This window comes from Burkholderia dolosa (assembly GCF_902499135.1).
In the GTDB taxonomy this organism is placed as follows: domain Bacteria; phylum Pseudomonadota; class Gammaproteobacteria; order Burkholderiales; family Burkholderiaceae; genus Burkholderia; species Burkholderia dolosa.
In genome coordinates this window covers 1-22,895 of record NZ_CABVPR010000083.1, presented here as the reverse complement: position 1 = coordinate 22,895, position 22,895 = coordinate 1, and the positions used below count along the sequence as shown (strand labels likewise).

Sequence of the window (22,895 nt, the reverse complement as noted above, 5' to 3'; positions counted from 1 at the left end):
TCTACGCCGATGATAGTGCGGATTCCCGTGTGAAAGTAGGTAATCGTCAGGCTCCCCTTGCCGCGCAAACCCCCGCCCAATCGGCGGGGGTTTTTGCGTTTGCGCGACGTAAAAACATCCGGGCGCTTGCTACGCTCGCGTGGCGGCGTCGCGAGGGTCCGCACCAACGCCTACGACGCACTTCCCCGTGTTGATGCCGGCGGATCGTGCCGCACATATAGAACGGCTCGGTTTGGTACGATCGAAACATCGTCGGCGACTGAGTGCGTCGACGTTTCTTCGAAAACTGAGGCTTGATGGAGAGGGCAGAGGAATGAATATCGGCGACGCTTCGCGCGCATCGGGCGTCAGCGCAAAGATGATCCGTTACTACGAGCAGGTCGGTCTTCTCGCACCGAGCAAGCGTAGCGACGCGGGCTACAGGATCTACGGGTCGGACGAAATTCACATTCTCCGATTCATCCGACAGGCGCGGAGACTTGGTTTTCTCGTCGAGGACATCCGGAAACTGCTGACGCTGTGGCAAGACCGGTTGCGCGCCAGTGCCGAAGTAAAGTCGATCGCGTTGGAGCATGTGGCCGAACTCGACGAGCGCATTGCCGAATTGACCGACATGCGCAACACGCTAGCCGATCTGGCCGCGCACTGTCAGGGTGACGCTCGCCCGGAATGCCCGATTTTGGCGCGCTTGGCCGATACGTCCAGTGACCCAGATTAGTGCGTTCATTCGAGGTCCAGAATGATGCTACAGAAAAATCGATTAAAAATCAAATAGTTGCATTCATGACGGATGTCTCCATTCCAAATCGGAATGACCCCCATGCGCGCATTTCACTGGCATCCGGGTGCGACGTCGCTATAATTCGGGATAACCCTATACGGGAAATCCCTGAATCTCGATTCGCCAGGGGTCCCTCTTCCTTGGAGAACACCATGATCGCCTACATCGTCGAAAAGCTGAGCAACTGGTTCGAATCTGCGGAGCGCGAGCGCCGTGAGGCCTACCTCGCCACGTCGTCGGACATTGTCCAGCTCGAGCAACGCATTCGCTCGCTCGAGACCAAGGGCTACTCGCTGTAATCGGAGTGCCCGTCAGGTGCCGCTCGGCACCGAAAGAAAACAAGCCCCGTATCGACGGGGCTTTTTTTGTACGCGGGATCTGGCGAATTCGCCGACGCGGCGCTATGTTATGGACCTGCTTTTCAACAAGAAGGATATGACCATGCGTGGACGTCTCGATGTGCGCTGCATTTCCCGCGCGCGTCTCGTTTTCGGGGCGGCGATGCTGATTCATGGTCTAACGGCCGGCGCCGCGACTTCGTCGAAGCCGCTGATACTCGACACGCAACGCGGCATTCAGGACGGCAAGGGTGGCTTGGTGTTGCAGACTGCGCCGCTGTCGCCCGAGCCGATTGTCGAACCGGCGGGCATTCGGATGCCGGCCGGGCAGCCGTTGAGTCAATCCGTCCCGCTGTTTGTCGCACCGTATATCAACGTCCCGGGCTGGGATGGTTCGTCGCCGAACCGTCCCCGGCCCATGCCGCGATCGCAGCCGTTGCAGCCGTAGCGATCCGCTCGGTCAGTTGCCGCGCTGCTCGACCTGGAAGCGCGCGCCGCTGTACTGTCCCAGCCGTTCCACCAGATAGGGCAGTGCTTCGTTCATGCTCTGCGCGAGGGTGTACGGAGGATTCAGAATGAACATCCCGCTTCCGTAGAGGCCCAGTCCGTCCGTCGGCGGATTCGATACCGTCAATGTCAGATGGAGCCAATTGTCCGGCTGCAGCCGCTTGAGCTGCTCCGGAAAACGCTGCGATTCCACTCGCGCGACTTGCGGATACCAAATCGCGTAGCAGCCGGTCGCAAAACGCTTCAGGCTTTCGGTCACGCACGCGAGGGTCCGCGCATAGTCCTTCTTGTCCTCGTAAGACGGGTCGATCAATACGAGCGCACGCCGAGGCGGTGGTGGCAGCAGGGCCTTGATGCCGTCGAAGCCGTCGCCGGCGAAGATCATCGCGCGTCGGCCCGCATCGCGGAAGTTGTGGCGAAGCACGTCGATTTCCGTCGTATGCAATTCGAACAGGCGCATTCGATCCTGTTCGCGCATCAATCGCCACGCCAGATACGGTGAGCCGGGGTAGTAGCGCAATTCGCCGTCGTCGTTCAGTGCGCGTACTTCGTCGACGTAATCGGCAAGCGCTGCCGGCAGGTCTCGGTCGTTCCACAGCGGGCCAACGCCCGTTTCGAATTCCGCCGTCTTCGCCGCATAGCCGTCGCGCAGCGAATACACGCCGGCGCCCGCATGCGTGTCGATGTACCAGTACGACTTGTCTTTCTTGTTCAGGTAGCGCAGCAGTTGAACGACGACGGTGTGCTTGAGTACGTCCGCGTGGTTGCCTGCGTGAAAACCGTGACGATAGCTGAGCATGGCGGCTGCCTGGAAACGGAAGATGAATCGATAGGACCGGCCGCGCAGCGAACGGGCCGAGTGCCGATGAGGGGCCGTATTGTACGCGAGTGATCGCAGCTCGCCTCACTCGTAAGCGTCGCCGACCTCCTCCTCGATGCGTTGCTTCAGATCCGGCGTCAGCTTCGCGGCGACGTCGAGCGCGCGCATGTTGTCGCCGATCTGCTCGATCCGCGACGCGCCTGTAATGACGGAACTCACGCGCGGGTTGGCGAGCACCCACGCAATCGCGAGCTGACCCGTGCTGCAGCCGAGCTCGGCCGCGATATCGCCAAGCCGCTCGACGATAGCGTTGCTGGCCGGATCGGTCAGACGATCTCGCAACCAGTCGTAGCCGTGCACCTGTGCGCGGCTGCCCTCCGGCACGCCGTTGCGGTATTTGCCGGTCAGCAAGCCGGAGGCCAGCGGGCTCCAGGTCGTCAAACCGAGGCCGTAATCGTCATAGAGACGCGCGTACTCCTGCTCGACCCGCGTGCGGTGGAAAAGGTTGTATTGAGGCTGCTCGACCACCGGCTTGTGCAGATGATGCCGCTCGGCGATCTCGTACGCTGCGCGAATCTCGTCGGCGCTCCATTCGGACGTGCCCCAGTACAGCGCTTTACCGCGCGCGATGATGTCGCTCATGGCCCAGACGGTTTCGTCGATCGGCGTATGGGGATCGGGCCGGTGGCAGTAAACGAGGTCGACGTAATCGAGCTGCAGCCGACGCAACGAACCGTCGATCGCATTCAGCAGATACTTTCGGTTCAGCGTGTGATATTGATTCGGCGCTTCGGCGAGTCCCCAGAAGAATTTTGTCGATACGATGTAGCTGATGCGCGGCCAGCCGAGCGACTTCAATGCGTGGCCCATGATTTCCTCGGATTTGCCGCTCGCGTAGACCTCGGCGTTGTCGAAGAAATTGACGCCTGCGTCGCGCGCTGCGGCGAGACATTCGCGCGCCACCCGCTGATCGACCTGATTACCGTACGTGACCCACGAGCCGAGCGAGAGCGCGCTGATTTGCAGGCCGGAGCGGCCCAGCCGTCGATACTCCATGTGAAATCTCCTGCAAGGCAGAACAGTCATTAAGCTTAGACGTTTTGCACGCGAACGGCGGCGCCGATCGTGCACAATATTGCCTGGCCTGCCGGCACGACTGTGCAATCAGCGCGGCATGCGACGGGCGGCGCATTATCGACCCAACAACAGAAGGAGACGGGCATGGCAGCAAATCTGAGCGGCAAGACCGCCGTCGTCACGGGCGCCGCGAGCGGCATCGGCAAGGAAATCGCGCTGGAGCTCGCGAAGGCGGGCGCGGCGGTGGCGATCGCCGACCTGAACCAGGACGGCGCGAACGCAGTCGCCGCCGAGATCAACGCCGCGGGCGGCAAGGCGATCGGCGTCGCGATGGACGTGACCAGCGAGGAAGCGGTGAACAGCGGGATCGACAAGGTTGCCGCGACGTTCGGCTCGGTCGACATCCTCGTGTCGAATGCGGGCATCCAGATCGTCAACCCGATCGAGAACTACTCGTTCGCCGACTGGAAGAAGATGCAGGCGATTCACGTCGACGGCGCGTTCCTGACGACCAAGGCCGCGCTCAAGCACATGTACAAGGACGATCGCGGCGGCGTTGTGATCTACATGGGTTCGGTGCATTCGCACGAGGCGTCGCCGCTGAAGTCCGCGTACGTGACGGCCAAGCACGGGCTGCTCGGTCTGGCGCGCGTGCTCGCGAAAGAGGGTGCGAAGCACAACGTGCGTTCGCACGTCGTGTGTCCGGGCTTCGTGCGCACGCCGCTGGTCGACAAGCAGATTCCGGAGCAGGCGAAGGAGCTGGGGATCAGCGAAGAGGAAGTGGTGAAGAAGGTGATGCTCGGCAATACGGTGGACGGCGTGTTCACGACGGTGCAGGACGTCGCGCAGACGGTGCTGTTCCTGTCGGCGTTCCCGAGCGCGGCGCTCACCGGTCAATCGTTCGTCGTCAGCCACGGCTGGTTCATGCAGTAACCGCGCCGACGCGGGCCGCCGAGCGACGCGCCGGTGCTGCCGTCCATCGGCGGCGGCATAAAAAAACGCGCTCGGAAGAGCGCGTTTTTCACTGTGGCGAAGCCGCGTCGATTTACTTCAGAACAGCGGCGACCGCGGCGGCGACCGCATCGAGGTTGCGCGTGTTCAGCGCTGCGACACAGATCCGGCCGGTGCTGACCGCATAAATGCCGAATTCTTCGCGCAGGCGATCGACTTGCGCAGCCGTCAGGCCCGAATACGAGAACATCCCGCGCTGCGCCTTGATGAAGCTGAAGTCGCGATCGACGCCGCTCGCCTTCAGGCGCTCGACCAGACCGTTGCGCATCGCGCGGATACGATCACGCATTTCGCCGAGTTCCTGCACCCAGGCCGCATGCAGTTCCGGCGACGCGAGCACGGCTGCGACGACCGCACCGCCGTGCGTCGGCGGATTCGAGTAGTTCGTGCGAATCACGCGCTTGAGCTGCGACAGCACGCGCGCCGCTTCGTCCTTGCTCGACGTGATGATCGACAGCGCGCCGACGCGCTCGCCATACAGCGAGAACGACTTCGAGAACGACGACGACACGAACGCGTTCAGATCGGCCGCAGCAAAGAGCCGCACGGCCGCTGCGTCCGCTTCGATGCTTTCGCCGAAGCCTTGATACGCGATGTCGAGGAACGGCACGAGATTGCGTGCCTTCACGACTTCGACGACTTGCTGCCACTGCGCTTCGGTCAGATCGACGCCGGTCGGGTTGTGGCAGCACGCGTGGAGCACGACGATCGTGCCGGGCCCGTAGCCGTTCAGGGCCGACAACATGCCGTCGAAGTTCACGCCGTTCGTTGCAGCGTCGTAGTACGGGTACGAGACCACGTCGAAGCCCGCGGCCTCGAACAGCGCGCGATGGTTTTCCCAGCTCGGGTCGCTGATCGCGACCTTCACGTTCGGGTTGACGGTGCGCAGGAAATCCGCGCCGATCTTCAATGCGCCCGTGCCGCCCAGCGCCTGGGCCGTGACCACGCGGCCGGCGGCGATCAGCGGCGAATCGTTGCCGAGCAGCAGCTTCTGCACGGCCGCGTCATAGGCGGCGATCCCGTCGATCGGCAGATAGCCGCGCGGCAGTCCGGCTTCGACGCGTGCCTTCTCCGCTTCGCGAACCGCGCGCAGCAGCGGGATCTTGCCTTCTTCGTTCGTGTACACGCCGACGCCGAGATTGACCTTGGTCGGACGCGTATCGGCATTGAAGGCTTCGTTCAGGCCCAGGATCGGGTCGCGGGGAGCAAGCTGGACAGCGGAGAAGAGCGACATGATGATTCGGCAGTTGTGAAAAGAGGGTCAGGCTTTCAGCCGGCGGAGCGGCGCAGCGAATGCGCGCGGACAGCTACGACGCCGGCGAGCGCAGCAGCCTGACATTGTAGCGAATTCGACGCGCACGGGGCGGCGATTCGACGGTGAACCGGCGATCCGGACGCTCGCCGCGTGTCGGCAGGCGACAGCAGTTCGACGCCCCGCGAAGCGCTAGAATGGTTTCTTTGCCTTTGCCCCAGCCGTATTCCATGTCCGAACATCATGCCGAAGTCGGCGACGCGCTCGACGAATCGAAATTCGTGACCTTCGAAGGGTCCCCGTTCCAGCTGTATCAACCGTATCCGCCCGCAGGGGATCAGCCGACCGCGATCGACACGCTCGTCGAGGGCGTCCACGACGGCCTGTCCTTCCAGACGCTCCTCGGCGTGACCGGTTCGGGCAAGACTTTCACGATGGCGAACACCATCGCGCGGCTCGGCCGGCCGGCGATCGTGTTCGCACCGAACAAGACGCTCGCCGCGCAGCTCTATGCGGAGTTCCGGGAGTTCTTCCCGCGCAACGCAGTCGAGTATTTCGTGTCGTACTACGACTACTACCAGCCTGAGGCCTACGTGCCGCAGCGCGACCTGTTCATCGAGAAGGATTCGTCGATCAACGAGCACATCGAGCAGATGCGACTGTCGGCGACGAAGAGCCTGATGGAGCGTCGCGACGTGGTGATCGTCGCGACGGTGTCGGCGATCTACGGTATCGGCAACCCGTCCGAATACCACCAGATGATCCTGACGCTGCGCAGCGGCGACAAGCTCGGCCAGCGCGAAGTGATCGCGCGGCTGATCGCGATGCAGTACACGCGCAACGAACAGGACTTCCAGCGCGGCACGTTCCGCGTGCGCGGCGACACGATCGACATCTTCCCGGCCGAACATGCGGAGATGGCCGTGCGCGTGGAGCTGTTCGACGACGAGGTCGAGACGCTGCAGCTGTTCGATCCGCTGACCGGCCGCGTGCGGCAGAAGATCCCGCGCTTTACCGTGTATCCGTCGTCGCACTACGTGACGCCGCGCGACACGGTGATGCGCGCGGTCGAGACGATCAAGGAGGAACTGCGCGAGCGGCTCGAATTCTTCCATCGCGAAGGCAAGCTCGTCGAAGCGCAGCGTCTCGAGCAGCGCACGCGATTCGACCTCGAGATGTTGCAGGAGCTCGGCTTCTGCAAGGGCATCGAGAACTACTCGAGGCACTTTTCCGGTGCCGCGCCCGGTGAACCGCCGCCGACGCTCGTCGACTACCTGCCGCCCGATGCAGTGATGTTCCTCGACGAGTCGCATGTGCTGATCGGCCAGCTGAACGGCATGTACAACGGCGACCGCGCGCGCAAGGAAAACCTCGTGAATTACGGGTTCCGGCTGCCGTCGGCGCTCGACAACCGGCCGCTCAAGTTCCACGAGTTCGAGCGCAAGATGCGTCAGGTGGTGTTTGTGTCGGCGACGCCTGCTGACTACGAGCAGCGCGTGACCGGACAGATCGCCGAGCAGGTCGTACGGCCCACGGGGCTCGTCGATCCCGAGATCGAAGTGCGGCCGGCCAGCACGCAGGTCGACGACGTGCTGACCGAGATCAACGCGCGCGTGACGGCCGGCGAGCGCGTGCTGATCACCGTGCTGACGAAACGGATGGCCGAGCAGCTCACCGAGTTTCTGGCCGACCACGGCATCAAGGTGCGCTATCTGCACAGCGACATCGACACGGTCGAGCGTGTCGAGATCATTCGCGATCTGCGGCTCGGTACGTTCGACGTGCTGGTCGGCATCAACCTGCTGCGCGAGGGGCTCGACATTCCCGAGGTGTCGCTGGTCGCGATCCTCGATGCGGACAAGGAAGGTTTCCTGCGCGCCGAGCGTTCGCTGATCCAGACGATCGGGCGCGCTGCACGAAACGTGAACGGCAAGGCGATTCTCTATGCCGACACGATGACGGAGTCGATGAAGCGCGCGATCGGCGAGACCGAGCGACGTCGCGCGAAACAGATCGCGTACAACGAGAAGATGGGCATCACGCCGCGCGGCGTCGTGAAGCGCATCAAGGACATCATCGACGGCGTCTACAACCCGGACGACGCGCGTGCGGAACTGAAGGAGGCGCAGCAGCGCGCGAAATTCGAGGACATGTCGGAAAAGCAGATCGCGAAGGAAATCAAGCGCCTCGAAAAGCAGATGGCCGACTACGCGAAGAACCTCGAGTTCGAAAAAGCGGCGGCGACCCGCGATCAGCTCGCGCTGCTGCGCGAGCGCGTGTTCGGCGCGAACGTCGGCGACCACGTCGACACTGGACGATAAATCTTTCCAAGGGTTACGCAACGATTCGGTAACGCGCCTGTAAGCCTTGTCGGATCAGGGGTTTACCGGCGTTCTCGTTTGTTCCGCAACAGGTTCGGTGCTAAACTCCGCAATTATTGAGAATAGTTCGCATTAACGTTCTTCGTTGCGTTAGTGTTTCCGGCGAGCCGTCCCGGCGGGCGGCTCGCATGCTGTCAGACAAATAACAAGGAGTGTCCATGTTGGGTTCTTCGTTCATCCGCACGTCGGTTGCGGTAGCGGCGGCATTTGCCGCGATGTCGGCCTCGGCTGCCGAGTATCCGATCGGCAAGCAGCAGATTCAGGGCGGCATGGAGATCGGCGCGGTCTATTTGCAGCCGATCACGATGGACCCGGAAGGGATGATGCGCAAGGCGTCGGATTCCGACATTCACCTCGAGGCCGACATCCACGCGGTCAAGAACAATCCGACGGGTTTCGCCGAAGGCGACTGGATGCCGTACCTGCAGGTCGCATACAAGCTGACGAAGCAGGGCGACACGAAGTGGAAGGCCGAAGGCGATCTGATGGGCATGGTCGCGAGCGACGGTCCGCATTACGGCGACAACGTGAAGCTGAACGGGCCGGGCAAGTACCACCTGACGCTGATCGTGAAGCCGCCGATGCAGTCGGGCCACATGGCGTTCGGCCGCCACGTCGACAAGGAAACCGGCGTCGGTCCGTGGTTCAAGCCCATTACCCTCGAATACGACTTCCCGTTCGCCGGCATCGGCAAGAAGGGCGGGTACTGATCGGTTGCATCACGAACGGCGCGCTTCGGCGCGCCGTCCGCGTAGAGAGCCCAGGATGAAATTTCCCCAGAAAATTGCTGTAGCGGCTGCCGCGTTGTGGCTTGCCGGCGCCGCGCAGGGCGCCGACCTGCCGACGTTCAAGCTCGAGATGGCGGACGGCAAGCTGAATCCGGCCCGCATCGAGGTGCCGGCCGGCCAGCGCTTCAAGATCGAGATCAAAAACACCGGCAAGGGTGCCGCCGAATTCGAGAGCGTGCAGTTGCGCAAGGAGAAGGTGCTCGCGCCGGGCGCCGATTCGTTCGTCGTCGTTGCGCCGCTGTCGCCGGGCGAATACAAGTTTTTCGACGATTTTCACCAGCAGGCGCAGGGCGTGATCGTCGCGAAGTAACGTGCTTTATCTGCGTGCGGGTGCGCGAGGGCGCTGCCCGCATGTCAGGAGGATTCAATGGGTCAGATCTTGTTCATCGTCTGGCGGGAGAGCGTCGAAGCGCTGCTCGTCGTCGGCATCCTCTATGCATGGCTGAAGAACGGCGACGACGATGCGCGCCGCGGCCTGCCGTTCCTGTGGACGGGTGTCGCCGTCGGTCTGCTGATGGCCGTCGGGCTGGGCGCCGCGCTGGTCGGTTTCACTGAAGTGCTGTCCGGCGACGCGCAGGACTATTTCCAGACGGCGATGGTGCTGATCGCCTGTGTGCTGATCGTGCAGATGGTGCTATGGATGCGTCGACACGGCCGCACGCTGAAGCGCGATATGGAGCAGTCGCTGCAGCAGAGCACGCGCGACTCGAACTGGTGGGGTGTCGCGGTGCTGGTCGCGCTCGCGATTGCGCGCGAAGGCAGCGAGACGGTGATCTTTCTGTACGGCCTCGGGTTCGGGCAGTCGGGGCATGTCGACGGCAGCCAGATGCTCGCGGTCGTGATCGGGCTCGGGCTGGCGTTCCTGACGTTCTATCTGCTGCAACTCGGCGGCAAGTACTTCTCGTGGCGGCATTTCTTCCGCGTCACTGAGGTGATGCTCCTGTTCCTCGGGGCGGGCCTGTTCGAGACCGGTGTCGACAAGCTAATCGACAAGGAGATCCTGCCGCTCGGCATTTCGCAGCTGTGGGACACGTCCGCGTTGCTCGACGACTCCGGCACGTTCGGTTCGCTCGTCGCGACACTCACCGGATACCGTGCTCACCCGGCGTTGACGAACCTGATCGCGTACGTCGCGTATTGGGCCGTCGTGTGGCTGCTGATGAAGCGCGCGAACCGCCGTCCGGCTGTTGCAGCGGGCCGCGCGGCATGAGCGTTGTCGCCGCAGCCAAACCGGGCCGGCTTGCGCAGGCCGGCCAGTGGATGCAGCGCCATGGTGCGCTGATCCGCGGGATCCAATGGGTCGTCGTAGCCGTCTACGCGTTCCTGATCATCGTGCCGGCCGTGATGCCGCTGCCGGACGATTCCGCGCATTTGTGGAGCAATCTGACGCTTGCCGCCGAATTCGTGTTCTGGGGCATATGGTGGCCTTTCGTGCTGCTGTCGATGGTGATGCTCGGCCGTGTGTGGTGCGGCGCGCTGTGCCCCGAAGGCGCGCTCGCCGAGTTCGCAAGCACGTTCGGCCGCGGTCGCGCGATTCCCCGCTGGATGCGGTGGGGCGGCTGGCCATTCGTCGCATTCGGGATCACGACCATCTACGGGCAAATGGTCAGCGTGTATCAATATCCGCTCGCGGTGCTGCTCGTGCTCGGCGGTTCGACGGCCGCGGCGATCGTGATCGGCTTGCTGTACGGTCGAGAGAAACGCGTGTGGTGCAAGTACCTGTGCCCGGTCAATGGCGTATTCGGACTGCTCGCGCGGCTTGCGCCGATGCGCTACAAGGTCGACGAGGACGCGTGGCGCCGCTCGTACAAGAACGGCGAACACGGGCATCGAGTCATCCCGATCAACTGTGCGCCGCTCGTGCCGCTGCGAAACATGAAGGGTGCCGCTGCATGCCACATGTGCGGCCGCTGCAGCGGCCATCGCGACGCGATTGCACTGTCGTGGCGCTCGCCATCGGACGAAGTCGTGAATCTCGGCGCGCAGCAAGCGAACCCGTGGGACACCGCGCTAATCCTGTACGGCTTGCTCGGTGTCGCGATCGGCGCGTTCCACTGGACCGTCAGTCCGTGGTTCGTGCAGATCAAGCAATGGCTCGCAGGCTGGCTGCTCGATCGAGACATCACCTGGCCGCTCCAAACGAACGCGCCGTGGTTCCTGCTCACGCATTATCCGGACCGCAACGACGTATTCTCGTGGCTCGACGGCGGGCTGATCGTCAGCTACATCGTCGGTACGGGGCTCGTATACGGTACCGCGTTACTCGTGTTGCTCGCCGGCGCGACGCTGATGCTCGGCCGCTTCGAACGCGTGCGACTGCATCATCTCGCGCAGGCGCTGATTCCGATCGCGGGCGCCGGCGTGTTTCTCGGGCTATCCGCGACGACGTTGTCGCTGCTGCGTGCCGAACATGTACCGCTCGGTTGGGCGACGGACGTGCGCATCGCGATACTGGTCGGGGCAAACGCATGGAGCGCGTGGCTCGCGTGGAAGGTGGCGGGGCGTTACGCGGCTTTGTCGCGCCGGATGGCGGCGCTGGTGTGGTTCGCTGCCGCGCTCGCCGTTATCGACAGCGCGTGGTGGCTGATGTTCTGGGGTTTCTGACGGCCGTTAGTGTTGGCTGTGGCGGTCGCCTTCAGAGGCAGTCTTGACGACGACTTCCCAGCCGACCTTCGAATGCGTTGAAGCAACAGTGAAGCGTGCGCACGATGCGCTGCGGCGCTACGCAACTTTCGTCCGTCCAAACAAAAAGCGACACGTCCTTCGACGTGTCGCTTTCTTTCTTTGTGCGAGAACCAAAAAAGTGGCTTGGCTTGCTGCAACGGCTGCTTGAGTGTGTTTGCACGAAGGGGTCTAGATCTCGCGTGCAAGCCGTTAAGCTGGCTAATGCCCAACACCTCTCAGGGAGGTGGTCCCCACAATACTCTGTCGTTACTTCGTCAGGATCAGCTTGCCGAGCCGTGTGGCACGCAGCTGATAAGTCTCTCCGTTGTGCGCGATGCTGATATGGCTATGGCCTTGCAGCAGCGCATCGCTGCTGAGGACCCGTGTGCCTGCGTCGCGGTTGCCGGCCGGTTTCGCCGGCGTGGTGACCGCTGCCGTCTTTTGACGGCTGCTGCTTGCAGTGCTGCTGGTGCGGCGCAAAGTCAGCGTGGTCGGGCGCATGGTGTCGGTCATTCGGTTGATCGGTGACTGTCGATACGATGGAATGAATTCTAAATGATAACCATTCCCATTTACAAAGACTCTTTATCGATGGAAACAGAGGCGGCGATAGCCTGAATCAAAGAGGCGGCTCGAGGCCGCCGACGACGTCAATGCAGCGGATCCGGGTCTTTGCGGCCCTGCGCATATTCGCGAATCAGACGCACGGTATCGATATCGGACGTGCGATATGCCTCCTTGACGATGCCGTGCGTCTGCCGCGCTTCCTCGCTATCGTCCGTGACCGTCAGCGTCGTGCGGTATTCGAAGCGCAGGAACAATTGCCGATCGTCGCGCTCCTCGATCGTCATCGTGAGCGAACCGCCGATCTCGCCGTCCGCTGCGTGGACGTCGTAGCGAACCTGGCGGTTCGGCGTGAACGTTACGCGGTCGCGTACCGTCGCGTGACCGTAGTGCAGCTCGCGCTCCAGCGTCGTGTCCGTCCGTTCGCGAACGACACAGCTATCGAGTCCAATCACGAACAGTTGCGGCTGTTCGGCACGCAGTACCAAGCCTTCCCACAACTGGTCGCGAGTGAGGTTCGGCACGTCGGGATCGTCGGTGTTGATCTGGATCAGATGTTCGAAGTTCAAGGGGACGGGTTCCTTCTGGCGGCTGGGAGCCGCGTGATTCAAGAAGCTATTGTGACGCAAAATGGAGCGCTTCGCGGCACTCGCGCGGCGTCGGCATTACGACTCGATGCGACCCATGCGACCGGTTTGATAATCGACGACCGCTTGCCGGATCTCCTCTTCGGTATTCATCACGAACGGACCGTAGCGGACGATCGGCTCGTTGAGCGGCACGCCCCCGATCAGCAGCAGGTCGAGCGGCGTGTCGTCCGCTTCGAACGTAACGATGTCGCCATCGTCGCCGTACACGATCATGTGGCGCGCCTCGATGCGCTGCTTGTCCGGCCCGTAGCGGCCCGCGCCGTCGATCGGATACGCGAACACGCGGTAGCCCGCGGGCACGGGTTGCGCGACGGACGCGCCGGCTTGCAGCGTGAAGTGCAGATAGAGGATCGGCGTGCGCGTCTCGATCGCAGCCCGCGCGCCGAACGCTTCGCCCGCGATCACCCTCACACGCGCGCGCCCGTCCGGCGAGGTCGCATCGGGGATTCTGTCGGCGGCGATCTCTTGATAGCGAGGGGCGACGAGTTTGTCTCGACGCGGAAGATTGACCCACAGCTGAAAGCCGTGCGAGCGGCCGCCCGATTGTGCGAACGCCGGGTCCGGCATCTCGCTGTGCACGACGCCGGCGCCAGCCGTCATCCACTGCACGTCGCCCGGGCCGAGCGTACCGGCATGGCCGGCGGAGTCGCGGTGGTGAAAGCGCCCGTCGAGCACGTAAGTGACGGTCTCGAAGCCGCGGTGCGGGTGGTCCGGGGCGCCCTTCGCGTCGCCGGGCGCGTAGTCGATGGGGCCCATTTCGTCGAGCAGCAGGAACGGATCGAAATCCATCAACAGCCGCGTGGGGAACGGCCGATGAACCACGAACCCGCCGCCTTCAGTTGTGCGAAGGGCGGGGTACGTGCGGTCAAGCGAGCGAGCAGTCGTCATCGATAAGCCCTCGAGATCATCGGAATAGCGTTATTTTTGAAACATAGCGCTATTATATTGAGCGTTTTACCGGTGGATTGGCGACAGGTCGCAATGGATTGTTCTGAAATTGGAACGATGACATGAATATCGATGCACATAACCTCAACGACCTCATGTATTTTTCGCAGGTCGTCGAGCACGGGGGATTCTCGGCTGCGGAGCGCGTGCTGGGCATCTCGAAATCGCGCCTGTCACGACGCCTGACGGAGCTTGAAGCGGCGCTCGGCGTACGCCTGCTGCAGCGCTCGACCCGCAAGCTTGCACTCACCGAGGCCGGCGAGCTGTTCTATCAACACTGCCAGGCGATGCTCGCCGAGGCGCGGGCGGCGATGAACGCGGTGCAGCAGCTGCGCGCGTCGCCGCGCGGCTCCGTGCGCGTCAGCGTGCCGGTTACGCTGTCCCAGACGATGTTGTCGCGCATCCTGCCCGAATTCCTGCGTCGCTATCCCGAGGTCAAGGTGCACATCCGTGTGACCAATCGCGTGATCGACCTGTTCGAGGATTCGATCGACGTCGCACTGCGCGTGCGCTCGGAGCCGCCGCAAAACGCAAACATCGTCGTGCGGCCGCTATGGCGAACCGAGCAGATGCTGGTCGGCGCGCCGAGCCTGCTGAACCAGAACGCGCCGCCGCTCGTGCCGGACGATCTTGCAAAGTTCGAGACGCTCGATACGCCAAGCGTCGACGGGCGCCATGTATTCAACCTGATTGCGCCGGACGGCACGCGCCATTTGCACGAGCACGATCCGCGGCTCGTGACGGCCGATCTGATGACGATCCGCGAGGCCGTGCTCGACGGGCTTGGCATCGCCGCGCTGCCTGAGATGATGTATGGCAATGCATTGCGGGCCGGCCAACTGTCGCCGGTGATGCCGGGCTGGACATTGCCGGTGCCGCAGCTTTATGCGGTATTCGTGTCGCGGCAAGGGATGCCGCCCGCAGTGCGTGCGTTCGTCGACTATCTGGTCGAAAAGCTCGACCACGGCGAATATCAGCAACCGAGCTGTCCCGAGCGCGCGGCAGCGACAGCGGCAGCCGACGCGGCATCTCCTTGAACACGGCATGCGCAGCGTGGCGGATTTGTTTTGTCATTGAAGCGTCGTCCGCAATCGCAAGTTTCAATCGGCGGGGGCCTTGAATGCGTACTCGGCCGAGCCTATATTGAAATCCCATTTCGCGAAGGAAGTTCTGAGCGGAATCAGGTGGCCGCATATATTGCGAGCCAGATAGGGCAGAACGCGCAGTCCGTGCAGACCACGGTAGTCGCATTTGCGTTGCTCGAGGCGTAACCGATACCGCCGAAGAGCCCGCCGCCCGAAGGCGCCCGCGTGCGCATGAAAAAAGGCCTTCATCTGGCGATGAAGGCCTTTTACTTTGCGGGGCCGCCAGCGAGAAACGCGTGTGCGTTACTTCGCTTTCGTGCTCGGCTCGGTCACGAAACCGAGTTTCGTCAGCCCGCCGGCTTGCGCGTCCGACATGACTTCGGCCACGCGCTCGTATGCGATCTTGCGGTCCGCGCGCAGGTGCAATTCCGGTTGCGGCTGCTGCTTGGCCGCTTCCGCGATGTGCGCCTGCAACTGCTCGCGCGTGACGGCCTGATCGTTCCACAGGATCGTACCGTTGCCTTGGATTGCGACGTCGACCGTCTGCGGTTTTTCGTCGACGGGCTGGCTGCTCGCGTGCGGCAGATCGATCTTCACCGCATGCTGCATCGCCGGAATCGTCACGAGGAAAATGATCAGAAGGACCAGCATGACGTCGACGAGCGGCGTCATGTTGATCTCGCTCATCACGCCATCGTCGTCATCGTCGCTGAAACCGGTATTCATCGCCATGGTTCACCCCGCTTCAGCTGGCACGCGTCGCGAGACGCAGGCCGTCGCGCGTCGACGACGACGCGAGGCGCGCACCCGTCACGAAATAGGCATGCAGGCCGTGCGCGAAGCGGCGCAGCTTGCTGACGACACCCTTGTTCGCGCGCGTCAGCGCGTTATAGCCGAGCACGGCCGGGATCGCGACGAACAGTCCGAACGCCGTCATGATCAGCGATTCGCCGACCGGGCCCGCGACCTGGTCGATCGACGTCTGACCGGTTGCGCCGATCACGAGCAGCGCGTGGTAGATGCCCCACACCGTGCCGAACAAGCCGACGAACGGCGCCGTGCTGCCGATCGACGCGAGGATCGCGAGGCCGCTCTGCATGCGCGAAATGCCTTCGTCCATCGTGTCCTTGAGGCAGCGCGTGATCCAGTCGGATACGTCCATCCGGTCGTGCAGGTGCGGTTGCGTCTGATGATGATGATCGGCGGCCTCCTTGCCGGACAGTGCGAGCGCGAGGAACGGATTGTCGCTCGGCGTCGACGCGGCCTGGCCCAGCTTCTTGATGCCGTCGTCGAAGTCGTCGGAATGCCAGAACGCCTGTTCGGCATTCTTCGTGAGGCGGTTCAGGCGAACGACGTTCCAGCCCTTGACGATGATCACGATCCACGACAGGACCGACATCAAGAGCAGCGTGATCGCAATGGCGCGTGTGACGAAATCACCTTGCGCCCAGACGTGCGCGATACCGTAGCTTTGCATTTTTGTTTCCCTTTGAATCTTCCGGATAAGGCAGGTTAGTCGGTAAGCCCGAAGCTGTATGGCTGTGTGCGGGCGGCGCGGATCGCCTGACCGTTCTCGATATACGGACGGCAGGTCGTCGCACGCATCGCGTCGAGCGCGGCATCGTCGAGGCGCGGATAGCCGCTGCTCTTCTGCAACTCGATGCTTTCGATCTTGCCGGTCACGCCGACCACGAAATGCACATAAGCGGTGCCCGATTCTCCGCGACGGCGCGACATCGACGGGTAGTCGGGCTTGACGAAATTGCACTGGAGCGTCGGCACGTTTTTCGGCGCGCTGACCTGCATCGTTTCGCGCGCGGGCCCCGGCGCGGCGGCCGGCGCCGCGGCAGCGGGCGCGGCCGGAGCAGGCGTCGGATCGGCGGCGGGCGCGGGCGTCGGCGACGGTTCGGGCGACGGCGCAAGCGGCTGAGGCGTTGGCTTGACTGCCTTCGGCACCGGCTTCGGCTCGACCTTCGGTTTCACGCGCGGCGTCGGCTTCGGTGGAGCGGGTTGAGGAATCGATTCGGCCGCGACCGGCTGCGCGATCGGCGCAGGCGCGATCAGTTGCGCGGTGATCGACTGGACTTCCACCGATTTGGGCGGCGGCGCACTGCGATGGAGCCACGCTGCCGCCAGCATGATCGCGTGTGCGGCAAGCACGCCGACCGCGACGGCGACGACTCGGGGATTCATACGTGGAGCGGCCGGCAGGGCGCCGGCAGGGGCGGAATGCGAAGCCTGCATGTTAGCTTGAAAGAACGACGTCGCACCCGGGGCGCGGCGGGTGAATTGGCATCACTTGCGGAAGATCAGCAGCGAGATGCACACGGTGGTTACGAATCCGATCAGCAATTCCATCACAGGCTCCTTGGCGGGTAAGCCGCTGGCTCGCGCAGACGATGGCTTGCTGACGGTCGATGCAAAAAATGCGGCTGCGGCCGCACGCGCACATTCGGCGCCGATCAGGCCGCCTTGCGTTCGTAGAACGTTACCGGGATCGGGTGAGCATGATGCTCGACGCCGCAACGGCTCGCGCAGACGCCATGCTCGGCCATGAGGTCGCGTACGGACTCCTCGCACTTGCCGCAGCACGTAGCTACGCCGAGTTCGAACTGGAGTTCATCGAAAGAGTCGACGCCCTCGGCGAGCGACGCGCGAATCTTGCGATCCGATACAGACTTGCACACGCAGACGATCATGATGAGTGCGATAGCTAACGTTAATGCGAATTATTATCATTAAATTTGCGGAGGTTGACAAGCGTGGGCCGGGTTTTTTTAGGCGATCAGACCCTTGAAGAAGAGTCGGCGGCCAGCAACGAGACGGGCGAACGGCGCTGTCAGGCAGGCGTGCAGGCGTGCGCGCTCGGCGACGGCACAATGATGGATTCGACGGGCGCGTCGAGAGCGAGCAACGTCGACGCCAGCGCCTGCAGTTGCCGGCCTTCGCCGGTCGAACAGAAGCGAGGCGGTGCCGCGCGCGTGTCGTCCGGCGCGCGCAGGTCGTGCTGATCGAGCACGCGGACCAGTTGGCGGGCGATCGCATCGCTCGTATCGACGATCGACAGGCGGTCGCCGACGATGTCGCGAATCGTCGCGATCAGAAACGGATAGTGCGTGCAGCCAAGGACGACCGTATCGGCGCCTTCGTCGAGCATCCGGTGCAGATAGTCGGCGAGCAGCGCGCGCAGCGCGGGGGAGCCCGTGTCGCCGCGCTCGATTGCCTGCACGAGGCCGTGTCCGGGCTGGCAGATGAATCGGCACCCGGCGCCGTGGCGTTCGAGCAGTGCCTGAAAGCGTGCGCTGCGCAGCGTCGACTGCGTGGCGAGCACGCCGGCGACGCCGCTTGCCGACTGCTGGACGGCCGGCTTGATGCCCGGTTCGACGCCGACCACCGGAATCGCGAGGCGCTCGCGCGCCGCGGCAATCGACTGGGCGGTGGCCGTGTTGCATGCGATGACGAGCGCTTTCGCGCGTTGTCCGACCAGCCATTCGCCGATCGCGATCGTGCGCTCCGTGATGAACGCATCGTCGCGCTCGCCGTATGGGACGTAGCGCGCATCGGCGACGTAAATGAACGATTCGCCGGGCAGATGCGCGCGCACCGCACGCAGCACGGAAAGGCCGCCGAGCCCGGAATCGAAGATTCCGATCGGAGCGGCGGCGTGCGTCGCGGCGGCGGTCGGGCGGGTCATCATCGCGATGGCGAGGGGAGCGGGAATCGTGGCGGCTCGATGCTTACTCGGGCGAACCCATCATCGACTGCTGGTAGTTCTGCAGGCCGACCTTCGCGATCAGGTCGATCTGCGTTTCGAGCCAGTCGATGTGCTCTTCGGTGTCGTCGAGAATCTTTTCGAAGATCTCGCGCGACACGTAGTCGCGCACCGATTCGCAGTAGGCGATCGCTTCCTTGCACGTGGCCTGCGAGATCTGCTCGAGCTTCAGGTCGCACTTCAGGATTTCCTCGGTTTCCTCGCCGACGAGGAGCTTGTGCAGATCCTGCAGATTCGGCAGACCGTCGAGCATGAAGACGCGCTCGATCAGCCAGTCGGCATGTTTCATTTCGCCGATCGATTCGTCGTATTCGTGCTTGCCGAGCTTGTCGAGGCCCCAGTGCTTGTACATGCGGGCATGCAGGAAGTACTGGTTGATCGCCGTGAGTTCGTTCTTCAGTTGGGCGTTCAGATATTCGATGACTTTCTTGTCGCCTTGCATGGCTGTTCCTTGTTCAGTGGGGCTTCAGAAACCGAACGATAATCGCTCGAATCCGAAAAGCCAAGCGTCGATACGATGCCGGGCGCGCCTTTTGCGTGTAATGAGAATCAGCCGCGAACGGCGGTCCGCACACGACAATGAGAATGAGAAGTAAAAAGGCCGGACACCGTCCGGCCTTTCGTTCGATCGCTCACGCGGCAGCGACCGGGATCTTGCCGATCTTGGCCTGCCATTCCTTCGGACCGGTCTGATGCACCGACGTGCCCGACGAATCGACAGCAACTGTTACAGGCATGTCCTTCACGTCGAATTCGTAGATCGCTTCCATCCCGAGATCTTCGAACGCGAGCACCTTCGCGTCGCGGATCGCCTTCGACACGAGATACGCGGCGCCGCCGACCGCCATCAGATAGGCCGCCTTGTGCTTCTTGATCGCGTCGATCGCGACAGGGCCGCGTTCGGCCTTGCCGATCATCGAGATCAGGCCGGTCTGCGCGAGCATCGTCTCGGTGAATTTGTCCATCCGCGTCGCGGTCGTCGGGCCGGCCGGGCCGACCACTTCGTCGCGCACCGGATCGACCGGGCCGACGTAGTAGATCACGCGGTTCGTGAAGTCGACCGGCAGCTTCTCGCCCTTCGCGAGCATGTCCGCGATGCGCTTGTGCGCCGCGTCGCGACCGGTCAGCATCTTGCCCGACAGCAGCAGCGTCTGGCCCGGTTTCCAGCTCGCGACTTCTTCCGGCGTCAGCGTGTTCAGATCGACGCGCTTGCTGGTTTCCGTATTGGGTTCCCACTGAACCTTCGGCCAGGCGTCGAGCGACGGCGCTTCGAGTTTCGCGGGGCCCGAGCCGTCGAGCACGAAATGCGCGTGGCGCGTGGCCGCGCAGTTCGGGATCAGCGCGACCGGCTTCGACGCGGCGTGCGTCGGCGCGGCCATGATCTTCACGTCGAGCACGGTCGACAGGCCGCCCAGGCCCTGCGCGCCAATGCCGAGCGCGTTGACCTTTTCGTGCAGTTCGACACGCAGTTCCTCGATCCAGTCCTTCGGGCCGCGCGCGATGATTTCCTGAATGTCGATCGGCTCCATCAGCGATTCCTTCGCCATCAGCATCGCCTTCTCGGCGGTGCCGCCGATACCGATCCCGAGCATGCCGGGCGGGCACCAACCGGCGCCCATCGTCGGCACCGTCTTCAGCACCCAGTCGACGATCGAGTCGGACGGGTTCAGCATCACGAACTTCGACTTGTTCTCCGAGCCGCCGCCCTTCGCCGCGACCTGCACGTCGACCTTGTCGCCCGGCACGATCTCGTAGTGGATCACGGCCGGCGTGTTGTCCTTCGTGTTCTTGCGCGCCCCTTCCGGCGGATTGACGATCGACGCGCGCAGCACGTTGTCCGGATGCGTGTAACCGCGGCGCACGCCTTCGTTGATCATGTCGGTGACGCCCATCGTCGCACCGTCCCAGCGCACATCCATGCCGACCTTCACGAAGATCGTGACGATGCCGGTGTCCTGGCAGATCGGCCGGCGGCCTTCCGCGCACATGCGGCTGTTCGTCAGGATCTGCGCGATCGCGTCCTTCGCGGCCGGGCTCTCTTCCAGCTCGTACGCGCGGCCGAGCGCCTGGATGTAGTCGAGCGGGTGGTAGTAGCTGATGTACTGCAGCGAATCCGCGATGCTCTGGATCAGGTCTTCCTGTTTGATGACGGTCATGGCTGAGACTCTGTGAGGACTGTGGGGAATGCGTGGGCGGCGTTTCAGGCCGCCGTCCGGGACGCCGCGGGCGCTTGCGCCTCGTCGAAATGGGCAGGGTGCGTGTGCGTCGTCAGGCGGTCGACCCACGCCATCACGAGCGCCGACACGAGGAACGCGACGTGGATGATGACTTGCCACATGATCGCGTGCGTCGTGTGTTGATCCGGGTTGATGAACGTCTTCAGCAGATGGATCGACGAAATGCTGATCAGCGCCATCGACAGCTTGACCTTCAGCACGCCCGCATTCACGTGGTCGAGCCACTCGGGCTCGTCCGGATGCCCTTCGATGCCGAGGCGCGACACGAACGTTTCGTACCCGCCGACGATCACCATGATCAGCAGGTTCGAGATCATCACCACGTCGATCAGGCCGAGCACCGCGAGCATCACGCTGATCTCGTCGAGGCCGGTCGCATGCGACAGCAGGTGCCAGACTTCCTTCAGGAACAGGAATACATAGATGGCCTGCGCGACGATCAGGCCCAGATAAAGCGGCACCTGAAGCCAGCGGCTCATGAAGATCAATGCGGGAAGCGGGCGCAGCGGACGAGGAGCGGGATGGCCGGGCGTATGCGGGGCGGACATGATCGGAGGTACGGGCGCGGTGCGCGGGTATCGGGGGTGGTTTCGAAAAGGCGCGCTATTGTAACGCGTCGGCCGACGCCGCTGCAGCGACGCGCGGCCGCTCGCGGGGACGGATCAGGACGCCGCGGCCGGCGCGCGCTTCACGCGCAGGCTCGCGAGCACGATGCCGGCCACGACGCACGCGAGCGCAACGCCGTGCGCGAGCGTCGGGCGCTCGCCGAGGAACGCGATCCCGTATGCGGCCGCGGCGACGGGCAGCACCGCGCTGAACACGCCGGCGAGACTGCCCGGCACGTGCCGGATGCCCTTCATCCACAGCCAGAACGAGAAAATGCTGGCCGACAGCCCGTACCACACGACGAGCGCCCACGTGCCGGCCGGCACGCTCGCGTAATCGAAATGCCACAGCGCGGTCGCGCCGAGCGGCAGCATCAGGAACAGCCCGAACAGATGCGTATACGCGCAGATGTCGATCGGCGCGAGCGTCTGCGTGAGCCGGCGCGACAGGATCACGTAGATCGATTCGCAGCAAACCGCGCCGAGGATCAGCAGATTGCCGCTCAGCGAACCGGCCGATGCGCGGCCGGCATCGTGTGCGCCGGCGCTGCCGTTCGCGAGGTTGATCGTCACGACGCCGGCGATTGCGAGCGCGATCGACACGAGCGCGCGGCCGTTCGGTTTTTCGCGCAGGATCAGCCACGCGAACAGCGCGACGATCGCGGGGATCGTGCTGGTGATCACGCCGGCCGCGACCGCGCTCGTGCGCTGCACGCCGTTGAGCATCAGCAGCGTGAACATGAAGGTGCCGAAGAATGCCTGCAGGAACAGGTTCAGCCATTCGCCGCGTCTGACCGCGCGCATCTTCACCGGGCTGAACAGCGGCCACAGCACGGCGATCGCGATCACGAAGCGCAGCGTGGCGAGGATGGCGACGGGAACGAAGACGACGATGGACTTGCCGATACCGACGTTGCTGCCGACGAACAGCATCGACAGGATGAGAAAGAGCGCGTAGCGATTCAAGCTGGAATCCGTGAGGCGAGTTCAGTTAGGATTGTAGGGTCGCGTTTATAACAGCGTAAAGCGCCGCCCGGCACGCGAATCGGCGTTGCCACGTAAGTGACGGGTAAGTTCGAGCGCTTATCGTGGAAACCGCCGAGCCGTTCGACCATCGTCGAATCACGTGGTGCGGCGCAGCATCGCGCGCAGTCCTGCGGCTGCGCGCGGGGCGAGTGGGAGACAGCGGCGCGCATGCGCCGGCCAAGACGCGCGGCGCGCACGATCGCGCCGCCATGCAGAGGATTCATGTTCACCAAGGGGTTGTCGATGTCTGCGATTGAATCGGTTCTTCACGAAAGCCGCCAGTTTGCGCCCCCCGAGGCGCTCGCGAAGGCGGCGACCATTTCCGGCATGCCGGCCTATCGCGCGCTCGTCGCGGAAGCCGAGCGCGATTACGAAGGCTTCTGGGCGCG

The 22,895-nt window shown here is 63.5% G+C and carries 25 protein-coding genes and 1 pseudogene; 11 read left to right on the top strand and 15 right to left on the bottom strand.

What is annotated here, in order from left to right:
- Positions 1–313: 313 nt before the first annotated feature.
- The 3 genes from cueR (at position 314) to BUB20358_RS25550 (ending at position 1,567) form a co-directional block, all read left to right on the top strand.
- Positions 314–718 (top strand): Cu(I)-responsive transcriptional regulator, encoded by a 405-nt coding sequence (cueR, locus tag BUB20358_RS25560; RefSeq protein ID WP_006763865.1) that lies wholly within the window; start codon positions 314–316, stop codon positions 716–718.
- Between the two features lie 215 nt (positions 719–933).
- A complete protein-coding gene (locus BUB20358_RS25555) occupies positions 934–1,080 on the top strand; it encodes a DUF3563 family protein (RefSeq protein ID WP_006763866.1) in 147 nt (48 codons plus the stop codon).
- 109 nt (positions 1,081–1,189) lie between these two features.
- A complete protein-coding gene (locus tag BUB20358_RS25550) occupies positions 1,190–1,567 on the top strand; it encodes a hypothetical protein (protein ID WP_065228297.1) in 378 nt (125 codons plus the stop codon).
- Positions 1,568–1,579: 12 nt separating this feature from the next.
- Here the strand turns inward: BUB20358_RS25550 and BUB20358_RS25545 are convergent, their stop codons facing one another.
- Together BUB20358_RS25545 and BUB20358_RS25540 are read right to left on the bottom strand one after the other, a co-directional pair.
- Positions 1,580–2,425, bottom strand: a complete 846-nt coding sequence (locus BUB20358_RS25545) for a 23S rRNA (adenine(2030)-N(6))-methyltransferase RlmJ (protein ID WP_006763867.1) — start codon at positions 2,423–2,425, stop codon at positions 1,580–1,582.
- 105 nt (positions 2,426–2,530) lie between these two features.
- Complete coding sequence (locus BUB20358_RS25540) at positions 2,531–3,502, bottom strand: potassium channel beta subunit family protein (protein ID WP_035972051.1); 972 nt, start codon at positions 3,500–3,502, stop codon at positions 2,531–2,533.
- 165 nt (positions 3,503–3,667) lie between these two features.
- Between BUB20358_RS25540 and BUB20358_RS25535 the strand changes: the two genes are divergently transcribed.
- Positions 3,668–4,456 (top strand): 3-hydroxybutyrate dehydrogenase, encoded by a 789-nt coding sequence (locus BUB20358_RS25535; RefSeq protein ID WP_006763869.1) that lies wholly within the window; start codon positions 3,668–3,670, stop codon positions 4,454–4,456.
- A 112-nt stretch (positions 4,457–4,568) separates the two neighbouring features.
- Here BUB20358_RS25535 and BUB20358_RS25530 read toward each other — a convergent pair whose 3' ends face one another.
- Complete coding sequence (locus BUB20358_RS25530) at positions 4,569–5,768, bottom strand: amino acid aminotransferase (RefSeq protein WP_006763870.1); 1,200 nt, start codon at positions 5,766–5,768, stop codon at positions 4,569–4,571.
- 248 nt (positions 5,769–6,016) lie between these two features.
- Here BUB20358_RS25530 and uvrB point away from each other — a divergent pair, with 248 nt between their 5' ends.
- The 5 genes from uvrB (at position 6,017) to BUB20358_RS25505 (ending at position 11,559) form a co-directional block, all read left to right on the top strand.
- Positions 6,017–8,107 carry an excinuclease ABC subunit UvrB gene (gene uvrB / locus BUB20358_RS25525; protein WP_035972053.1) on the top strand — a complete coding sequence of 697 codons (2,091 nt, stop codon included), beginning with the start codon at positions 6,017–6,019 and terminating at the stop codon, positions 8,105–8,107.
- Between the two features lie 218 nt (positions 8,108–8,325).
- Positions 8,326–8,877 carry an iron transporter gene (locus tag BUB20358_RS25520; protein ID WP_035972055.1) on the top strand — a complete coding sequence of 184 codons (552 nt, stop codon included), beginning with the start codon at positions 8,326–8,328 and terminating at the stop codon, positions 8,875–8,877.
- 55 nt (positions 8,878–8,932) lie between these two features.
- Positions 8,933–9,265 (top strand): cupredoxin domain-containing protein, encoded by a 333-nt coding sequence (locus BUB20358_RS25515; RefSeq protein WP_006763873.1) that lies wholly within the window; start codon positions 8,933–8,935, stop codon positions 9,263–9,265.
- A gap of 57 nt (positions 9,266–9,322) precedes the next feature.
- Positions 9,323–10,165, top strand: coding sequence for an FTR1 family iron permease (locus BUB20358_RS25510; RefSeq protein ID WP_006763874.1), 843 nt, complete (start codon positions 9,323–9,325; stop codon positions 10,163–10,165).
- Positions 10,162–11,559 carry a 4Fe-4S binding protein gene (locus BUB20358_RS25505; protein ID WP_006763875.1) on the top strand — a complete coding sequence of 466 codons (1,398 nt, stop codon included), beginning with the start codon at positions 10,162–10,164 and terminating at the stop codon, positions 11,557–11,559. The genes BUB20358_RS25510 and BUB20358_RS25505 overlap by 4 nt, the downstream gene beginning before the upstream one ends.
- 327 nt (positions 11,560–11,886) lie before the next feature.
- Here BUB20358_RS25505 and hemP read toward each other — a convergent pair whose 3' ends face one another.
- The 3 genes from hemP to BUB20358_RS25490 all read right to left on the bottom strand — a co-directional run bounded on the left by hemP (position 11,887) and on the right by BUB20358_RS25490 (position 13,721).
- Positions 11,887–12,132 carry a hemin uptake protein HemP gene (gene hemP, locus BUB20358_RS25500; RefSeq protein WP_035972056.1) on the bottom strand — a complete coding sequence of 82 codons (246 nt, stop codon included), beginning with the start codon at positions 12,130–12,132 and terminating at the stop codon, positions 11,887–11,889.
- 137 nt (positions 12,133–12,269) lie between these two features.
- Positions 12,270–12,752: an SRPBCC family protein gene (locus BUB20358_RS25495; RefSeq protein WP_006763876.1), complete on the bottom strand. Its 483-nt coding sequence runs from the start codon at positions 12,750–12,752 to the stop codon at positions 12,270–12,272.
- A gap of 96 nt (positions 12,753–12,848) precedes the next feature.
- Positions 12,849–13,721 (bottom strand): pirin family protein, encoded by an 873-nt coding sequence (locus BUB20358_RS25490; RefSeq protein ID WP_006763877.1) that lies wholly within the window; start codon positions 13,719–13,721, stop codon positions 12,849–12,851.
- Positions 13,722–13,843: 122 nt separating this feature from the next.
- Between BUB20358_RS25490 and BUB20358_RS25485 the strand changes: the two genes are divergently transcribed.
- Positions 13,844–14,818 carry a LysR substrate-binding domain-containing protein gene (locus BUB20358_RS25485; RefSeq protein ID WP_006763878.1) on the top strand — a complete coding sequence of 325 codons (975 nt, stop codon included), beginning with the start codon at positions 13,844–13,846 and terminating at the stop codon, positions 14,816–14,818.
- A 351-nt stretch (positions 14,819–15,169) separates the two neighbouring features.
- On the opposite strand, the gene BUB20358_RS25480 is transcribed toward BUB20358_RS25485, so the two are convergent.
- The 9 genes from BUB20358_RS25480 to BUB20358_RS25440 all read right to left on the bottom strand — a co-directional run bounded on the left by BUB20358_RS25480 (position 15,170) and on the right by BUB20358_RS25440 (position 22,446).
- Positions 15,170–15,598 (bottom strand): ExbD/TolR family protein, encoded by a 429-nt coding sequence (locus tag BUB20358_RS25480; protein ID WP_006763879.1) that lies wholly within the window; start codon positions 15,596–15,598, stop codon positions 15,170–15,172.
- 13 nt (positions 15,599–15,611) lie between these two features.
- The gene (locus BUB20358_RS25475; protein ID WP_035972058.1) at positions 15,612–16,343 is read right to left on the bottom strand and encodes a MotA/TolQ/ExbB proton channel family protein; all 732 of its coding nucleotides are present in this window, start codon (positions 16,341–16,343) and stop codon (positions 15,612–15,614) included.
- Positions 16,344–16,378: 35 nt separating this feature from the next.
- Positions 16,379–17,110, bottom strand: a complete 732-nt coding sequence (locus tag BUB20358_RS25470) for an energy transducer TonB (RefSeq protein WP_006763881.1) — start codon at positions 17,108–17,110, stop codon at positions 16,379–16,381.
- Between the two features lie 218 nt (positions 17,111–17,328).
- Positions 17,329–17,565 carry a (2Fe-2S)-binding protein gene (locus BUB20358_RS25465; protein WP_006402037.1) on the bottom strand — a complete coding sequence of 79 codons (237 nt, stop codon included), beginning with the start codon at positions 17,563–17,565 and terminating at the stop codon, positions 17,329–17,331.
- Between the two features lie 140 nt (positions 17,566–17,705).
- Complete coding sequence (gene murI, locus BUB20358_RS25460; RefSeq protein ID WP_035973319.1) at positions 17,706–18,560, bottom strand: glutamate racemase; 855 nt, start codon at positions 18,558–18,560, stop codon at positions 17,706–17,708.
- A 43-nt stretch (positions 18,561–18,603) separates the two neighbouring features.
- Complete coding sequence (gene bfr, locus BUB20358_RS25455; RefSeq protein WP_006763885.1) at positions 18,604–19,080, bottom strand: bacterioferritin; 477 nt, start codon at positions 19,078–19,080, stop codon at positions 18,604–18,606.
- Between the two features lie 190 nt (positions 19,081–19,270).
- A complete protein-coding gene (locus tag BUB20358_RS25450) occupies positions 19,271–20,794 on the bottom strand; it encodes a fumarate hydratase (RefSeq protein WP_006763886.1) in 1,524 nt (507 codons plus the stop codon).
- 44 nt (positions 20,795–20,838) lie between these two features.
- A complete protein-coding gene (locus BUB20358_RS25445; RefSeq protein ID WP_006763887.1) occupies positions 20,839–21,423 on the bottom strand; it encodes a TIGR00645 family protein in 585 nt (194 codons plus the stop codon).
- Positions 21,424–21,537: 114 nt separating this feature from the next.
- Positions 21,538–22,446: a DMT family transporter gene (locus tag BUB20358_RS25440; RefSeq protein WP_035972060.1), complete on the bottom strand. Its 909-nt coding sequence runs from the start codon at positions 22,444–22,446 to the stop codon at positions 21,538–21,540.
- A 303-nt stretch (positions 22,447–22,749) separates the two neighbouring features.
- Here BUB20358_RS25440 and BUB20358_RS25435 point away from each other — a divergent pair.
- Positions 22,750–22,895 (top strand): annotated as a pseudogene (locus BUB20358_RS25435) (AMP-binding protein); the annotation flags it as partial.

What these genes read in the sequence shown, in the direction of transcription:
- cueR (WP_006763865.1), top strand. Translation starts at nt 314, where the DNA reads ATGAATATCGGCGACGCTTCGCGCGCATCGGGCGTCAGCGCAAAGATG.
- BUB20358_RS25535 (WP_006763869.1), top strand. Translation starts at nt 3,668, where the DNA reads ATGGCAGCAAATCTGAGCGGCAAGACCGCCGTCGTCACGGGCGCCGCG.
- BUB20358_RS25545 (WP_006763867.1), bottom strand. Translation starts at nt 2,425, where the DNA reads ATGCTCAGCTATCGTCACGGTTTTCACGCAGGCAACCACGCGGACGTA.
- BUB20358_RS25510 (WP_006763874.1), top strand. Translation starts at nt 9,323, where the DNA reads ATGGGTCAGATCTTGTTCATCGTCTGGCGGGAGAGCGTCGAAGCGCTG.
- BUB20358_RS25475 (WP_035972058.1), bottom strand. Translation starts at nt 16,343, where the DNA reads ATGCAAAGCTACGGTATCGCGCACGTCTGGGCGCAAGGTGATTTCGTC.
- BUB20358_RS25555 (WP_006763866.1), top strand. Translation starts at nt 934, where the DNA reads ATGATCGCCTACATCGTCGAAAAGCTGAGCAACTGGTTCGAATCTGCG.
- BUB20358_RS25465 (WP_006402037.1), bottom strand. Translation starts at nt 17,565, where the DNA reads ATGATCGTCTGCGTGTGCAAGTCTGTATCGGATCGCAAGATTCGCGCG.
- BUB20358_RS25450 (WP_006763886.1), bottom strand. Translation starts at nt 20,794, where the DNA reads ATGACCGTCATCAAACAGGAAGACCTGATCCAGAGCATCGCGGATTCG.
- BUB20358_RS25530 (WP_006763870.1), bottom strand. Translation starts at nt 5,768, where the DNA reads ATGTCGCTCTTCTCCGCTGTCCAGCTTGCTCCCCGCGACCCGATCCTG.
- BUB20358_RS25515 (WP_006763873.1), top strand. Translation starts at nt 8,933, where the DNA reads ATGAAATTTCCCCAGAAAATTGCTGTAGCGGCTGCCGCGTTGTGGCTT.
- BUB20358_RS25490 (WP_006763877.1), bottom strand. Translation starts at nt 13,721, where the DNA reads ATGACGACTGCTCGCTCGCTTGACCGCACGTACCCCGCCCTTCGCACA.
- BUB20358_RS25520 (WP_035972055.1), top strand. Translation starts at nt 8,326, where the DNA reads ATGTTGGGTTCTTCGTTCATCCGCACGTCGGTTGCGGTAGCGGCGGCA.
- bfr (WP_006763885.1), bottom strand. Translation starts at nt 19,080, where the DNA reads ATGCAAGGCGACAAGAAAGTCATCGAATATCTGAACGCCCAACTGAAG.
- uvrB (WP_035972053.1), top strand. Translation starts at nt 6,017, where the DNA reads ATGTCCGAACATCATGCCGAAGTCGGCGACGCGCTCGACGAATCGAAA.
- BUB20358_RS25485 (WP_006763878.1), top strand. Translation starts at nt 13,844, where the DNA reads ATGAATATCGATGCACATAACCTCAACGACCTCATGTATTTTTCGCAG.
- BUB20358_RS25505 (WP_006763875.1), top strand. Translation starts at nt 10,162, where the DNA reads ATGAGCGTTGTCGCCGCAGCCAAACCGGGCCGGCTTGCGCAGGCCGGC.
- BUB20358_RS25540 (WP_035972051.1), bottom strand. Translation starts at nt 3,502, where the DNA reads ATGGAGTATCGACGGCTGGGCCGCTCCGGCCTGCAAATCAGCGCGCTC.
- murI (WP_035973319.1), bottom strand. Translation starts at nt 18,560, where the DNA reads ATGACCCGCCCGACCGCCGCCGCGACGCACGCCGCCGCTCCGATCGGA.
- BUB20358_RS25445 (WP_006763887.1), bottom strand. Translation starts at nt 21,423, where the DNA reads ATGTCCGCCCCGCATACGCCCGGCCATCCCGCTCCTCGTCCGCTGCGC.
- hemP (WP_035972056.1), bottom strand. Translation starts at nt 12,132, where the DNA reads ATGACCGACACCATGCGCCCGACCACGCTGACTTTGCGCCGCACCAGC.
- BUB20358_RS25480 (WP_006763879.1), bottom strand. Translation starts at nt 15,598, where the DNA reads ATGGCGATGAATACCGGTTTCAGCGACGATGACGACGATGGCGTGATG.
- BUB20358_RS25470 (WP_006763881.1), bottom strand. Translation starts at nt 17,110, where the DNA reads ATGCAGGCTTCGCATTCCGCCCCTGCCGGCGCCCTGCCGGCCGCTCCA.
- BUB20358_RS25550 (WP_065228297.1), top strand. Translation starts at nt 1,190, where the DNA reads ATGGACCTGCTTTTCAACAAGAAGGATATGACCATGCGTGGACGTCTC.